This is a genomic window from Streptomyces sp. NPDC002144, from assembly GCF_053593695.1.
In genome coordinates this window covers 49,026-62,088 of the sequence record NZ_JBSFDB010000021.1, presented here as the reverse complement: position 1 = coordinate 62,088, position 13,063 = coordinate 49,026, and the positions used below count along the sequence as shown (strand labels likewise).

General features: G+C 71.8%; 13 protein-coding genes and 3 pseudogenes. 13 read left to right on the top strand and 3 right to left on the bottom strand.

What is annotated here, in order from left to right; translation table 11 throughout:
• The first annotated feature begins 48 nt into the window (after positions 1-48).
• Complete coding sequence (locus tag ACWCQ1_RS28735; protein ID WP_451027682.1) at positions 49-1,155, top strand: epoxide hydrolase family protein; 1,107 nt, start codon at positions 49-51, stop codon at positions 1,153-1,155.
• Positions 1,156-1,240: 85 nt separating this feature from the next.
• On the opposite strand, the gene msrA is transcribed toward ACWCQ1_RS28735, so the two are convergent.
• Positions 1,241-1,753 carry a peptide-methionine (S)-S-oxide reductase MsrA gene (msrA, locus tag ACWCQ1_RS28730; RefSeq protein ID WP_133042546.1) on the bottom strand — a complete coding sequence of 171 codons (513 nt, stop codon included), beginning with the start codon at positions 1,751-1,753 and terminating at the stop codon, positions 1,241-1,243.
• A 260-nt stretch (positions 1,754-2,013) separates the two neighbouring features.
• On the opposite strand from msrA, the gene ACWCQ1_RS28725 reads away from it, so the two are divergent.
• From ACWCQ1_RS28725 to ACWCQ1_RS28715, 3 genes are read left to right on the top strand one after another with little or no spacing between them, the layout of a single operon-like run.
• Entirely contained in the window at positions 2,014-2,370 is a 357-nt protein-coding gene (locus ACWCQ1_RS28725) for a PRC-barrel domain-containing protein (RefSeq protein WP_133042636.1), read from the top strand.
• Between the two features lie 25 nt (positions 2,371-2,395).
• Positions 2,396-2,569, top strand: coding sequence for a hypothetical protein (locus ACWCQ1_RS28720; RefSeq protein ID WP_165954784.1), 174 nt, complete (start codon positions 2,396-2,398; stop codon positions 2,567-2,569).
• A gap of 14 nt (positions 2,570-2,583) precedes the next feature.
• Positions 2,584-3,549, top strand: a complete 966-nt coding sequence (locus tag ACWCQ1_RS28715; RefSeq protein WP_358601430.1) for a YihY/virulence factor BrkB family protein — start codon at positions 2,584-2,586, stop codon at positions 3,547-3,549.
• Between the two features lie 34 nt (positions 3,550-3,583).
• Here the strand turns inward: ACWCQ1_RS28715 and ACWCQ1_RS28710 are convergent, their stop codons facing one another.
• Positions 3,584-4,540 (bottom strand): helix-turn-helix transcriptional regulator, encoded by a 957-nt coding sequence (locus tag ACWCQ1_RS28710; RefSeq protein ID WP_451027681.1) that lies wholly within the window; start codon positions 4,538-4,540, stop codon positions 3,584-3,586.
• Between the two features lie 246 nt (positions 4,541-4,786).
• Between ACWCQ1_RS28710 and ACWCQ1_RS28705 the strand changes: the two genes are divergently transcribed.
• From ACWCQ1_RS28705 to ACWCQ1_RS28685, 5 genes and pseudogenes are all read left to right on the top strand, one after another.
• Positions 4,787-5,215 carry an ANTAR domain-containing protein gene (locus tag ACWCQ1_RS28705; protein WP_358601436.1) on the top strand — a complete coding sequence of 143 codons (429 nt, stop codon included), beginning with the start codon at positions 4,787-4,789 and terminating at the stop codon, positions 5,213-5,215.
• Between the two features lie 99 nt (positions 5,216-5,314).
• Entirely contained in the window at positions 5,315-6,205 is an 891-nt protein-coding gene (locus ACWCQ1_RS28700; protein ID WP_133042550.1) for an SDR family oxidoreductase, read from the top strand.
• A 136-nt stretch (positions 6,206-6,341) separates the two neighbouring features.
• Positions 6,342-7,460 carry an alpha/beta hydrolase family protein gene (locus ACWCQ1_RS28695; protein ID WP_358601442.1) on the top strand — a complete coding sequence of 373 codons (1,119 nt, stop codon included), beginning with the start codon at positions 6,342-6,344 and terminating at the stop codon, positions 7,458-7,460.
• A 114-nt stretch (positions 7,461-7,574) separates the two neighbouring features.
• Positions 7,575-7,758: pseudogene (locus ACWCQ1_RS28690) on the top strand (hypothetical protein); the annotation flags it as partial.
• A gap of 46 nt (positions 7,759-7,804) precedes the next feature.
• Positions 7,805-8,327, top strand: a pseudogene (locus ACWCQ1_RS28685) (serine hydrolase).
• 58 nt (positions 8,328-8,385) lie between these two features.
• Here ACWCQ1_RS28685 and ACWCQ1_RS28680 read toward each other — a convergent pair.
• A complete protein-coding gene (locus ACWCQ1_RS28680) occupies positions 8,386-9,747 on the bottom strand; it encodes a trypsin-like serine protease (protein ID WP_451027680.1) in 1,362 nt (453 codons plus the stop codon).
• A 228-nt stretch (positions 9,748-9,975) separates the two neighbouring features.
• Here ACWCQ1_RS28680 and ACWCQ1_RS28675 point away from each other — a divergent pair, with 228 nt between their 5' ends.
• The 4 genes and pseudogenes from ACWCQ1_RS28675 (at position 9,976) to ACWCQ1_RS28660 (ending at position 13,063) form a co-directional block, all read left to right on the top strand.
• Entirely contained in the window at positions 9,976-10,476 is a 501-nt protein-coding gene (locus tag ACWCQ1_RS28675) for an SRPBCC family protein (RefSeq protein WP_133042553.1), read from the top strand.
• Positions 10,473-12,092 (top strand): phytoene desaturase family protein, encoded by a 1,620-nt coding sequence (locus ACWCQ1_RS28670; protein WP_451027679.1) that lies wholly within the window; start codon positions 10,473-10,475, stop codon positions 12,090-12,092. Before ACWCQ1_RS28675 ends, ACWCQ1_RS28670 begins: the two co-directional genes overlap by 4 nt.
• Positions 12,093-12,202: 110 nt before the next feature.
• Positions 12,203-12,562 (top strand): annotated as a pseudogene (locus ACWCQ1_RS28665) (SDR family NAD(P)-dependent oxidoreductase); the annotation flags it as partial.
• 21 nt (positions 12,563-12,583) lie between these two features.
• Positions 12,584-13,063, top strand: coding sequence for an MSMEG_6728 family protein (locus ACWCQ1_RS28660; RefSeq protein ID WP_451027678.1), 480 nt, complete (start codon positions 12,584-12,586; stop codon positions 13,061-13,063).

Below are 13,063 nucleotides of genomic sequence, written 5' to 3'. Positions count from 1 at the left end.
TCGCGAGGGAGGAACCGCACGAGTCGTGACCGGCAGGAAGGATCAGGAATGACCGGCGTTACGGCCGCTCCCCCACCCGTCGAACAATCGCTGCTGGACGACCTCCGCGCACGCCTGCGTGCCCGCCGGCGCGTCGCCGTGCCCAAGGGCCACGGATGGCAGCGGGGCGTGGATCCCGACTACCTCGACTCCCTGCTCGACCACTGGGCCGACGGCTATGACTGGCGGGAGCACGAAGCCCGTCTGCTCGCACAGCCCTGGGCGCCGGCCGCGCACGACCTCGCGCCCGTACGGGCGGTTCACCGTCGTGCGGCGCGCGACGACGCCGTCGCCGTCCTGCTGTTGCACGGCTGGCCCGACTCGGTCCTGCGGTTCGAAAAGGTCCTGCCGCTGCTGTCGGACGTCCATGTGGTCGTCCCGGCCCTGCCCGGTTTCCCCTTCGCCGCGCCCGTCGCGGAGCGGGGCATCTCCTCGGCACGCATGGCCGATGCGGTCGCGCACGCCATGTCCGAGTTCGGATATGAGCGGTACGTCGTCTCGGCCGGGGACGTCGGCTGTGACGTCGCCGAAGTGCTGGCCACCGAGTACCCCGACCGGGTCGCGGCCCTGCATCTGACCGACGTGTCCCAGCACCGCTACCGGGACGATCCTCCGCAGGACCTGTCCGCCACCGAGCGGGCCTACGTCGCCCGCGGGCATGCGTGGCTGCAGGCGGAGGGCGGCTACATGCACGTGCAGGCGACCAAGCCCCACACCCTGGCCGTCGCCCTGGGCGACTCCCCGGCCGGCCTGGCCGCCTGGATCCTCGAGAAGCTGCGCTCCTGGACGGACTGCGACGGCGACGTGGAGAAGGTGTTCACCCGGGACGAACTGCTCACCTGGATCACGGCGTACTGGGTCAGCGGCGCGATCGGCACCTCCTTCACGCCGTACGTCGACAGCGGGCCGAGGGCGACCCGCCGTATCGAGGTCCCGACCGCCTTCACGATCTTCCCGCGGGACCTCGTCAACGCTCCCCGCGAGTTCGCGGCCCGCTTCTTCGACGTCCGCTCCTGGACCGAGGAGCCCATGGGCGGCCACTTCGCGGCATGGGAACAGCCCGGACGGTACGCCGCGGGCGTACGCACCGCCATTGATCTCTCCGGCGGCCGCTGAACCCGCGTGGACTGGCCACAGCGGTGCGTACACCGCTGTGGCCAGACCGTCTTACGAGGCCCTTTCCGACGACCGGGCGGAGGGCTCAGCCTTCGGTGCGGGCGGGCAGGCGCCAACCCGGGCGGGGGAAGTGGCAGGTGTAGCCGTCGGGGTAGCGCTCCAGGTAGTCCTGGTGCTCGGGCTCGGCCTCCCAGAAGGGGCCGACCGGCTCGACCTCGGTGACGACCTTGCCCGGCCACAGGCCGGAGGCGTCCACGTCGGCGATGGTGTCCTCGGCGATGCGCTTCTGCTCGTCGTCGACGTAGTAGATCGCCGAGCGGTAGCTGAGGCCGATGTCGTTGCCCTGGCGGTTCTTGGTGCTCGGGTCGTGGATCTGGAAGAAGAACTCCAGGAGCGTGCGGTAGTCGGTCGCCTCGGGGTCGTAGAGGATCTCGATGGCCTCCGCGTGGGTGCCGTGGTTGCGGTACGTCGCGTTCGGCACGTCTCCCCCGGTGTATCCGACCCGGGTCGCGGTCACGCCCGGGAGCCGGCGGATCAGGTCCTGCATTCCCCAGAAGCATCCGCCCGCCAGCACGGCCCGCTGCGTCTGTGCCGCCATGTCGGCTCCTCCCATTGTCTGTCGCCTCGGTCACTCGCGCTGATCGCCCATGCCGTCGGCGTCCCGTCCTTGCGCATACAACAGCGCACGGAGGACGTGAACAATTCCTCGCGGGCTGTCGCGACCGCGGAAGCCGCAGGGCCCAAGGCGCGGGCCGGCGAACAGCGCCGACGGGTGATGCACCGACGGCCTTGTCCGGGGCGGTGGCGCGCAGACATCAATGCCACGATCGGGGGTACCCCCAGCATCGGAGGCTGATGATGTTCGAGGCAGGCGACATCCGCGAATGGCGCGGACACGACGTGGTCGACCCCAGTGGCCACAAGATCGGCACCCTGGAAGCGGTCTACGTGGACACCGGCACCGACCTACCCTTCTTCGCGACGGTCACCGTGGGTCTGCCCACCCGTCGCCGCCTGGTGTTCGTTCCGTTGTCCGGCGCGACCGTCGGCCCGGGGTACCTCAAGATCACCCAACCCAAGGACGTGGTGAAGAAGGCCCCCACCATCGACACCGACGGCGAACTGCCGGCCACCGACGAGCCGGACATCTTCGCGCACTACGAGCTCGACTACTCGACCGGGGCGGGCGGCGAACGCCGTCTCGCCCGCCGCTGACCCCCTGAAAGCGCCGGGAGCGCCGATGAGTCTGTTCCTGCTCCTCATCCTCGTGGCCCTCGTTCTGGGCATCATCGGATTCGCCGCACATGGGCTCTTCTACCTGCTGATCATCGGCGCCGTCCTGCTGCTCGCCGACCTCGCGTACGGGGCCATGCGCTTCCGCCGCGGAGGACGCAGGCACCGCATCGCACGCTGACGAGTCTGTGCGCGATGGGAACCGCCGTCCATGTCCCCCAGACGAAGGACATGATCGGGGAGGAACTCTCCGGCGACGAGGCACTGACCGCGCTGCGGCACTACGGCAGTCGCCGCCTGCTGCTGGACTCCTTCGCCCGGTTCCGCTACGCCGACGGTTTCACCAACGCCCGGGCGTTGGCCTTCCAGATCGTGCTCGGACTGCTCCCCCTCACGCTGGCCCTCGTAGGTCTGGCCACGTCCGTGCACACCGACGCGGTGGGCAGGGTCGTCGAACGCGCCCTCGGTGACATCGTGCCCGGCACCGGCGCCCAAGTGCTGCACGAGGCGTTCGCCGGAACGCGGCGCACCGCGCACGGCGGTGTCTGGAGCACCCTCGCGCTGTGGCTGGGACTGGCCTTCGCCCTGCTGAACCTCGCCTCGGCGATGGGGCAGATCGAGCGGGGCGCCAACCGCATCTACGGCATCGAACGCGACCGCCCCTTCCCGCACAAGTACGGCCGTGCCCTGCTGCTTGCTGTGGCTGCCGGGCTGCCGTTGGTGCTCGGGTTCGTGGTGCTCGTGGCCGGCAAGGCGGTCGGAGAGGCCATCGCCGAGGTCCTGGGCGCACCGGGTGCGAACGGCCGGTGGTGGGACGTACTGGAGATACCGGTGGGGCTGGCGCTCGCGTGGATCGCGTCGGCGGTGATCTTCCGGTGGTCGCCGCGCCGCCGGCAGCCGGGCTACACGTGGCTCGCCTTCGGCAGCGCTGTCCATCTCGTGCTGTGGATCGCGGCCACCCTGCTGCTGTCCCTGTACATCGGCAAGAGCGCGGCGTTCGGCGCCGTGTACGGCCCGTTGACCGCGTTCATCGCCCTGCTGCTGTGGGCGAACGTCACCGGGATCGCCCTGTTTCTCGGAATCGCCTTCGCCGCCCAGCTGGAAGCGGCGCGCGCCGGGATCAAGTCGGCCGTGCACCCCGACCCGGGGCCCGGACCCTGACCCCGCCGACCGCCCGACCCCGGCCCTGCGGGCGTCACCCGTCCCGCAGCGTCCGCTGCGGCGAGCGGCCGTAGGCCTGGCGGTACAGGGTCGCGAAGCGGCCGGGGTGGTGGAAGCCCCAGCGGGCCGCGACGTCCGTGACCGTGGCTCCGCGGGTGGGGTCGGCGTCGGTGAGCTCCTGGTGGGCGTGGGCGAGGCGGATCCGGCGCAGATGCGCGAGGGGGGTGGTGTCCAGGTGGCGGCGGAAGGCGTACTGGAGCGCACGGACGGTGACATGGGCGGCAGCGGCGATGTCGGCGACCGTGAGGGGCTCGTCCGCGTGGTCGCCCATGTAGGACAGCGCCCGGCGCAGGGCCACCGGGTGGGCGTCCAGGCGGTCGGAGGGGGTCGGCTCGCTGACGGCGGTGTTGGGGAAGGTGGCCAGCACGGTCGCTGCCAGGTGTTGTGCCGCCGTGGAGACGATCAGCGGATGCTCGGCGCCCCCGGGGTCCGCCAGGACGTGGTCGCGCAGGTAGCTGATCGTGTTCGCGAGCCGCTGCGCGGCGGCCGGGGAGAACGGCCGGTGACCGGTCAGCCGTACCGGCGCACCACCGGACCCGCCGCCGGCGGCCACCTGCGACAGCACGTCCGGGTCGAGCATCGTGATGTTGTAGCGGGCGCTGCAGATGCGTCCGGCGTACGGCAGCTCGGGCGGCGCGAAGGACACCACGTCACCGGGGCCGAAGGCGTCCTCGACGCCCTGGTAGCGGTGGTCCTGGATGGTGCCCTCGTGGACCAGGCAGAGGCAGATCCGCCCCAGCGGCGTGACCGCGTAGCTCATGTCGAAGTCGAGGTCGAGCTCGTCGACCGTGACGGGGCCGAGGGTGCTGCGGATGATCCGGGCGCGGCTGCTGTCCTGGCTGCCGTTGCCGATGTGCATCTTCGCGTAGGCGCGGCTGAGGAACTCCTCGGTCCGGCCGAGGTCGTCGCTGTCGAAGGTGAGCGTCTGCACGTCGGCCTTCTCCCCTCACTGGTAAAACGACCCGTCACCGCAGGTCAGGACGGTTTCGCGGGCGCCTGCCCCGACCGTGCGCCGTCGGGAACAGGCAGGTTTCGTTTTCTGGCTACTGCCCCCATGAGTCTTCGTTATACGGCTGGCACCCGTGATCAGTGCAACAGAGGGTGGAGAGGAGTGACTCAGTGCTGACGTTCGCCGCCGGTGCGGCTCTGTGAGCAGGGAACGGGAAGGCAGCCTCACATGGCCCCAGCAGATGATGCGGCCGACAAGATCGCCGCACTCCAGGAGGAGGTCGACCAGCTACGGCAGGCGCTGGTCTCGCACGCCGCCGTCGACCAGGCGATCGGGGTGCTGATGGCCGCGGCGCGTCTGCGTTCCCAGGAGGGCTGGGAGGTGCTGCAGTTCGTCTCTCAGCACACCAACATCAAGCTCAGGGAGATCGCCCAGCACGTCCTGCGGTGGGCCGAGGACGGTGAGCTTCCCGACGCGGTCCGCACCACCCTCCACACCGCGGTGATCACGACCCGACGGCAGCGGCTGCGGCCCGCTTCCCGTTCCGAGCAGGGCGGGAGGGGCGCACGGCACCTCCCTCGTTCGGGAGCCCACTCGCGCACGAGCACCGCGGTGTGGTCCGGCGAGAGCGCCGAGATCTGCGACTGCGGCCGGTAGCCGGCCTGGGCGGTCGCAGGCGGCCGGGCGGCTTTTCGGGGCCGGGGATCCGGGAACCCAGTGGCCTGTGCGTACCGCCCGGACGAACAGGAGGCCGGCATGAGCGACGAGCAGAACGTGCAGCAGGACCCGACCACCCAGCATCCCCAGCCCGAGTTCCCCTCCCAGGACCAGCCGCATCCGGGCTGGACCGGGCCGATGGACCCGCCGCCCGACCACGGTGAGGAGTCCTACCGCGGCACCGGCCGCCTGTCGGGCCGCAAGACGGTGATCACAGGCGGGGACTCGGGTATCGGACGGGCCGTGGCCCTGGCCTTCGCGCGTGAGGGTGCGGACGTACTGTTCACGCATCTGGAGGAGGAAGCGGACGACGCGCGGGAGACGGCGCGGCTGGTGGAGGACGCGGGGCGCAAGGCGGTCGCCGTCGCGTGCGACATCCGCGAGGAGGACAACTGCCGGGCGCTGATCGACCGGGCCGTCGCGGAGTTCGGGCACATCGACGTCCTGGTGAACAACGCGGCCTTCCAGATGTCGCAGCCCGACGGCATCGAGGCCATCACCACCGAGCAGTTCGACCGCGTCATGCGGACCAACCTGTACGGGATGTTCTGGCTGACCAAGTTCGCCCTGCCGCACATCCCGGAAGGCGGCAGCGTCATCAACTCCACGTCCGTACAGGCGTACAAGCCCAGTCCGCATCTGCTGGACTACGCGATGACCAAGGGCGCGATCGTCACCTTCACGCAGGGGCTGGCCCAGATGGTCGCGGAGCGCGGCATCCGCGTCAACGCCGTTGCGCCCGGGCCGGTTTGGACGCCGTTGATCCCGGCCACGATGCCGGACACGGCGGAGTTCGGCAAACAGGCGCCCATGGGCCGTCCCGCACAGCCCGCCGAACTGGCCCCGGCGTACGTCTATCTCGCCTCCCAGGAGGCGAGCTTCATCACCGCGGAGATCCTCAACGCGACCGGCGGCACCCCGCTGCCGTAACTCCCGTGTGACTCAAGGAAGTCGGTCCAACCCATGAGGCTCCTGTTTCGTCTCCAGGAGTGCGGCGGCAAGCAACCGCCGCGCGACGAGCACAGGGGCGCCTCCCTGTGCGGGTGGACGACAAGGAGTCACGAGGATGTCGAAACGAGCGAGCCGGCCCGCCGGATTACGTCTGCCGGTGGGCGGGGCGCTGATGGCCGCCGTGCTGCTGGGGGCCGGGCTCACGTCCTCGGCCACGGCGGCCGCCGCGAACGCCGTGAAGCCGCCGGCGGCCGTCGACGCGGACGCCGGCGCGCGGGTGGTGACGGCCTCCTACGACCTGGGCGACAGCGCCTTCACCGATCCGCAGACCGGCACGGTCAGCGAGGTACGCGCCGTGGTGCACTATCCGGGCCGGCTGCGGGGGCGGCTGCCGGTGGTGGTGATGTCGCACGGCTCCTGGTACGCGTGCACGGACACCGACGCCCAGAGCTGGCCGTGCGAGAAGGGTGAGCCGTACCCCAGTCACCGGGGCTACGACTATCTCGGGCAGGCGCTCGCGGCGCGCGGTTTCGTCGTCGTGTCCCTGAGCGCCGACGGCATCAACATGACGTCGTACGACTACGGGGACCGGGCGCGTCTGATCAACGAGCATCTGCGCCTGCTACGGCGACTCGACCTGGGCGGCGGTCCGCTGGCCCGGCAACTCCCCGTGCTGCGCGGGCATCTGGACATGCGGCGCGTCGGGACGCTGGGGCATTCGCGCGCCGGCAAGGGGGTGATGTGGGAGGCCTCGGACAAGCACCGGGGCGAGGTTCCCGGCGGTGTGCGCGTCGGCGCCGTACTGGCCCTGGCGCCGGTGAAGTTCGACGTCCCGGAGGGGGACAACAGCGACACGCTCATCACGCGGACTCCGGTCGCCGTGGTGACGTCCGGGTGTGACGGCGCCGTCGGGGAGAGGGGGCAGCAGTACCTGGACGACGTGGAGGGTCTCACCGGTCAACCGGCCTACTCCGTCTCCCTGCGCGACGGGAACCACAACTTCTTCAACACGCAGTGGACCCCTCCCGCCGCCCTGGGCGAGGACGACAGCACGTGCGCCGACCACGAACTGGGTCCCCGGACGCAGCAGGACGCATTGAGCGCCTATGCCCTCGCCTTCTTCGACAAGCACCTCAAGGGCGATCCTTCCGGCGAGGGCCTGCTCACGGGCCGAAAGGGGTTGCCGGGCGTGGTCTCCACGACGCGCGTGGTGCGACCGGTCGGCGGTCGCTGACTTGCTTGAAGTTGAACATGGAAGTGCTATTTTTCCGTTCTTTCCATGTCATATAGGATGAACGGGACGCTAGGGGTGTGAGCCGAACCCACAACCACATGAGGAGATGGTGGTATGGCTTCGCCACAGAAGATCACCGACGAGGTCCGTGTGCGTGACGTCGACCTCGAGGCGGTGCTTCGACCCCGCCGAGCCGGACGGCGTGTACCGGGACAGCAGGGAATGCGCCGCACCGGCGCTCTCGTCCGGCACGACATCCCTCCTGCTGTCGCCGCCGACGCCGCGGCCCAAGAAGGGCAGGCCGGCATCGCCCCGGGACGCGTTGGCACTACTCCAACTTCGGGGTGGCCGTCCTCGGGCACGCGCTCGCCACGGTCACGAACACCTCGTGGGAGGACCTTCTGTCCACGCGGGTGCTTGAGCCCCTCGGCCTCGGCGACACGGCCGGACGAGCCGGGCGCCGACGCGGTCGGGCACCGCAAGGACGGCCGTACGCCGACACCGGCCTTCGACGCGGGCGGCTTCCAGGCCGCGGGCGCCGTGCGTGCCACCCCGCACGACCTGCTCACGTTCCTCGAAGCCCATCTCCGGCCCGCCGGTGCGCCGTTGGAGGGCGCTCTCGGTGCGGTACGGCGTCCCGTGCTGCGGCGCGGGCTGGGGCACCGGCATGTGCACACGGTGGGCTGGTTCCGGCATCCGACCGCTGGTGGGCCGCTGTACTTCCACAGCGGGCTCACGCTCGGCCAGCAGGCGTTCCTGGGGTTTCGACCGGACACCGCCACCGCGCTGGTGGCGGTGTGCACCCGGCGGTTTCGGGCCAACGACCCGTTCGTGGCGACCGCGTACGGACTGCTGGCGGGCGCTTAGCGCCGTACCGGCTCCGCCCGGGTGCGACGTGATGTCGCACCCGGGCGGAGCGCGGGTCTCACAGACGCTGCCAGAGGGCCGGCGTGGCGTCGGGGGCCCAGACGCTCTGCGCCTGGTGGGTCTGCAGGCACCGGTAGCGGGCCTGTCCGTGCGTCACCGTGGTGCCCACCCGGTAGACGCGTCCCGCGCTCCAGGCGTCGGTCGTGCCGGGGGTCTGCGAGGCGGCGGTCTGGCCGGTGGTCTTCAGGGTGAGACCGAAGTCGCCGAGCGTCGCGTTGATGGGCTGGAAGAAGGTGGTGCCGCCCCTGGTGCAGTCGCCGGAACCGCCCGAGGTGGTGCCCTGCGCCTGCGCGCCGGAGATGTAGGGGCCGCCGGAGTCACCGGGCTCGGCGCACACGTTCGTCTGGGTCAGGCCGTTGACGGTGCCCTCGGCGTAGTTGACGGTCGCGTCCGTCTGCTGGATGGTGCCGCAGTGCCAGCCGCTGGTGGAACCGGAGCGGCACACGGACGCGCCGACCAGTGCCTCGGCCGAGCCGGCGACCTGCACCGTCTGCCCGTTGTCCGCCTTGACGTCGGGGGTGGCGGTCCAGTTGGCGTTGACGCCCACCCAGGCCATGTCCTTGCCGGGGAAGGTGGAGGCCCGGAAGGTGCCCTGGTCGGTCTGGTCGAAACCGGTGGTCTTCGCCCCGGACCTGCCGCAGTGGCCGGCGGTGACGAAGCCCCGCTGGGTTCCCTTGGTGACGGAGAATCCGATGGAGCAGCGGGCGGTGGCGTCGATGTAGTAGGCGTCCCCGCCGACGAGGTCCTTCAGCAGGCGCGGGCGGTCGGCCGTGACGCGGACGCGGATGCGGTCGGCCCCGACGCCGGCGGCCTTGACGAACGCGGCTGCCGCCGAACGGCTTCTGGCTTCCACGACCACCCGGTTGGTGCGGGCGTCCGTGTACCACACGGGGGTGTTGGCGGTGATCCGGTGGGCGGCCGCCTTGTCCAGCTTGCTCTGGGCCGTGCGCAGGTCGTTCAGGGTCCAGCGGACGAGGGCCGGCTTGGCGCCCTGGGCCCGGATGGCCGGGAAGTCGGCGCGGGAGGTGGTGGCGACGCTCAGCTGGGTGGAGGTCGCGCCCTTGACCCAGGCGCCGGCGAAGCGGGTGCCCAGGGCGTTGTGCAGGATGCCGGCCCGGGTTCCGGCCTCCGCCTCGTTGACCAGGCGGGCCGACGCCTGAGTCGGCGTCAGGCGCAGATCTCGCTCGAGCGCGCGCAGGACTTGGGCGGACGGCTTGTCGGCTCCGAGGGTCTGGGCGGCACTGGGGGCGGGGCTGGACAGCGGCTGGGCCGACGCGGCCGGGTGGAGCGCGGTCAGGACGAGTGTGCCGAGCGTGACCAGGGTGGCGTTGCGGGCGCGCGCACGGGATCTGCCTGCCATGGGGGCGTACCTCCTACGGTGGGGCGCGGGTTCGGGTAGCCCCAAAGGCCTAGCCACCCCTGGCGTGGGAGATGTCAACCGCTGCCCTTTTGCACAGTTCGGGGGACACCCGGGAGGGCATGTGCAGTAGCGGCCCCACGGGTGAACGGTCGTTCGGGTTGGGCTTCGTCGTGCGGGGCACTCGGCGGGGGCCGATGATCATATCGGCCGTGAGCACGGGAGGCGTGTGTGGCCGTTCGCCATCGTCTGATCAAGGTGAGTCCCAGCGCCGTGTGGGCGGTGCTCGCCGACGGCACCAGGTATGCGGAGTGGGTGGTGGGAACGTCCGCCTCCCGCCCGGTCCGCGGCCAGTGGCCCGCGAAGAACGCGGCGATCCGCTTCCAGGTGCGGTTGGGGCCGCTGCGGCTGGTCAACGAGACCATCGTGCGGTACTGCGAGGAGGACAGGCGGCTCGAGCTGGAGGCACACGCCGGGCCCCTGGGCACGGCCCGCATCGCCATCGAACTGCGGCCCTGGGGCGATCACTGCCTGGTGATCGTCGACGAGCACCCCCTCCAGGGAGCGGGGGGCCGACTGCACAACGTGACGTTCGAGCCGCTGATCCATCTGCGTCACCGGGCGATGCTCGGTCGCCTCGCCCGGCTGTGCGAGGCCGGGCCCCGTGAGGAGTGCGGCGAGAAGGCCCCGGAGCCCGCAGCGACGGCCGGGGGCCGGGAGGGCGGGCCATGACCGACGCCGTCGTGATCGGCGCCGGACCCAACGGTCTGGTCGCCGCCAACCTGCTGGCCGACGCCGGCTGGAGCGTACTGGTGCTGGAGGAACAGCCCGAGCCGGGCGGCGCGGTACGCCATGACCGGGGTGTCGACCCCGCGTTCGTCAACGACCTCTTCAGCTCCTTCTACCCGCTGGCCGCCGCCTCCCCCGTCCTGGCCGAACTGCGCCTGCAGGACCACGGGTTGCGCTGGAGCCACGCGCCCAGCGTGCTGGCGCACCCGCTCACCGACGGCAGCTGCGCCGTCCTCGAGCGGAGCATCGACGCCACCGCCGCCTCCCTTGAGACGTTCGCGCCCGGTGACGGCGCCGCCTGGCACCGGCTGCACCGCGTCTGGGACCGCCTGCAGCCCGACCTGCTGAACGCGCTGTTCACGCCGTTCCCGCCGCTGCGCGCGGCGACACGCCTGGCCGTAAGGCTGCGGGCGGCGGGAGGTCTGCGTATGGCGCGCACCCTCGCCCTGCCGGTGCGCCGCATGGGCGAAGAGGAGTTCGCGGGACAGGGCGGCCGGCTGCTGCTGGCCGGCAACGCGCTCCATGCCGACCTCGCCCCGGAATCGGCCGGCAGCGGGGGGTTCGGCTGGCTGATGTGCATGCTCGGGCAGACCTACGGCTTCCCCGCACCCGTCGGCGGATCCGGCGCCCTCAGCCAGGCCCTGATCCGCCGCCTGGAGGCCCGCGGCGGCCGGATCCGTTGCGGACAGCGCGTGGAATCCGTGGTCGTCCGGGGCGGCCGGGCCGTGGGGGTGCGCACGGCAGGCGGTGACACGGCCGCCGCGCGCCGGGCCGTGCTGGCGGACGTGTCCGTACCCGCCCTGTACGGCGACCTCGTCGACCCCGAGCACCTTCCCGACCAGCTCCTGGCCGACCTCCGGCGCTTCCAGTGGGACTTCGCCACGTTCAAGGTGGACTGGGCTCTCGACGGCCCCGTGCCCTGGCGGGCCGGGCAGGCCTCCCGGGCCGGTACGGTGCATCTGGCCGACGGCATGGACGAACTGACCCGGTTCGCCGCCCAGATCGCCATGCGCCAGGTACCGGACCGCCCCTTCCTGCTCTTCGGGCAGATGACCACGGCCGACCCGTCCCGCTCCCCCGACAGCACCGAGTCCGCCTGGGCCTACACCCACGTCCCGCAGGACATCGCCGGTGACGCCGGCGGCGACGGCATCACCGGCATCTGGGACACCGACGAGCAGAACCGCATGGCCGACCGGGTCGAGGACCAGGTGGAACGCTTCGCGCCCGGGTTCAGGGCGCTGGTCCGGGGCCGCCGCGTGCTGGCACCCCCGACTCTCCAGTCACTCGACGGCAATCTGTACAACGGCGCCATCAATGGCGGCACGACCGCCCTTCACCAGCAGCTGGTCTTCCGGCCCGTGCCGGGCACGGGACGGCCGGAGACGCCCGTGACGGGTCTGTTCCTCGCCTCCGCCGGAGCCCACCCGGGCGGAGGCGTCCACGGCGCGCCCGGGGCCAACGCCGCCCGCGCCGCCCTGCGCCGCAACCGGCCCCCCGGCTTGGCACGCGCCCAACGGATCCTGGCCCACCGCGACCGCACCGGGAAGGAGCGGTGACCACACAGCCGGTGCCGCGCAGCGCGGTCCTGCCGCTCGTGCATCCGACACCGGCCCCGGGCGGGAAGCGCTGGTAGAGGACATGCCGCCCCGCACCGAAGGGACGTGTCATGGCGACGCACAGCAGTCCGCTGCAGAACCGGACGGTGGTGGTGACCGGGGCCGCGCGCGGCCTCGGCGCGGCACTCGCCCGCGCGTGCGCCCAACGGGGTGCCCGCCTCGCCCTGCTCGGCCACGAAACGCCCACGCTCGACGCCGTCGCGGCCTCCCTTCCCACGCCCGCCCTCTCCCTCGGCGTCGACGTCACCGACCCGGGCGCGCTGGCCGACGTCGCCCGCGAGATCCGCCGGCGCCTCGGGCCCCCGTCCGCCGTGATCGCGAACGCGGGCATAGCCGAGGGCGGCCCGTTCGCCGCCTCCGACCCCGCCGACTGGCACCGCGTCATCGACGTCAACCTCGCCCGTGCTGCCAGAGAATGACGGAGGGCGACCATGCAGACCTTCCTCCCCGACCCGGACTTCAGGACGACGGCCCAGCTCCTGGACCGCCGCCGCCTGGGCAAGCAACGCGTCGAGGCGCTTCAGGTGCTGCGCGGCCTGACCGTGCCGGGCTACGGCTGGCGTCGGCACCCGGCAGTGCGGATGTGGGCCGGGTACGAGGAGGCTCTCGTCCGCTACGGGCTGGAGATCTGCCGGGTGTGGCGCGAACTGGGGCACCAGGACAGCTGCGCCGCCTCGCTCGTCGCCGGTTTCGCGGCACACCGCCCGGGACATGCCGTGCGTGAGCAGGGGCGGCTGGCCGCCGAGCGGGAACTGCCGCCCTGGCTGGGCGACGAGCGGTTCCACCGCAGTCACCGCTCGGCGCTCGTCCGCAAGGACCCCGCCGTCTACGGCGAGCTGTTTCCCGGAGTGCCCGACGATCTGCCCTATGTGTGGCCGGCCTCGGACCGCCGGGACGCGCCGGCCTCCTGA

Excerpts from the sequence above, each read along its gene's own strand:
- ACWCQ1_RS28735 (WP_451027682.1), top strand. The coding sequence starts at position 49 with ATGACCGGCGTTACGGCCGCTCCCCCACCCGTCGAACAATCGCTGCTG.
- msrA (WP_133042546.1), bottom strand. The coding sequence starts at position 1,753 with ATGGCGGCACAGACGCAGCGGGCCGTGCTGGCGGGCGGATGCTTCTGG.
- ACWCQ1_RS28725 (WP_133042636.1), top strand. The coding sequence starts at position 2,014 with ATGTTCGAGGCAGGCGACATCCGCGAATGGCGCGGACACGACGTGGTC.
- ACWCQ1_RS28720 (WP_165954784.1), top strand. The coding sequence starts at position 2,396 with ATGAGTCTGTTCCTGCTCCTCATCCTCGTGGCCCTCGTTCTGGGCATC.
- ACWCQ1_RS28715 (WP_358601430.1), top strand. The coding sequence starts at position 2,584 with ATGGGAACCGCCGTCCATGTCCCCCAGACGAAGGACATGATCGGGGAG.
- ACWCQ1_RS28705 (WP_358601436.1), top strand. The coding sequence starts at position 4,787 with ATGGCCCCAGCAGATGATGCGGCCGACAAGATCGCCGCACTCCAGGAG.
- ACWCQ1_RS28700 (WP_133042550.1), top strand. The coding sequence starts at position 5,315 with ATGAGCGACGAGCAGAACGTGCAGCAGGACCCGACCACCCAGCATCCC.
- ACWCQ1_RS28695 (WP_358601442.1), top strand. The coding sequence starts at position 6,342 with ATGTCGAAACGAGCGAGCCGGCCCGCCGGATTACGTCTGCCGGTGGGC.
- ACWCQ1_RS28680 (WP_451027680.1), bottom strand. The coding sequence starts at position 9,747 with ATGGCAGGCAGATCCCGTGCGCGCGCCCGCAACGCCACCCTGGTCACG.
- ACWCQ1_RS28670 (WP_451027679.1), top strand. The coding sequence starts at position 10,473 with ATGACCGACGCCGTCGTGATCGGCGCCGGACCCAACGGTCTGGTCGCC.
- ACWCQ1_RS28660 (WP_451027678.1), top strand. The coding sequence starts at position 12,584 with ATGCAGACCTTCCTCCCCGACCCGGACTTCAGGACGACGGCCCAGCTC.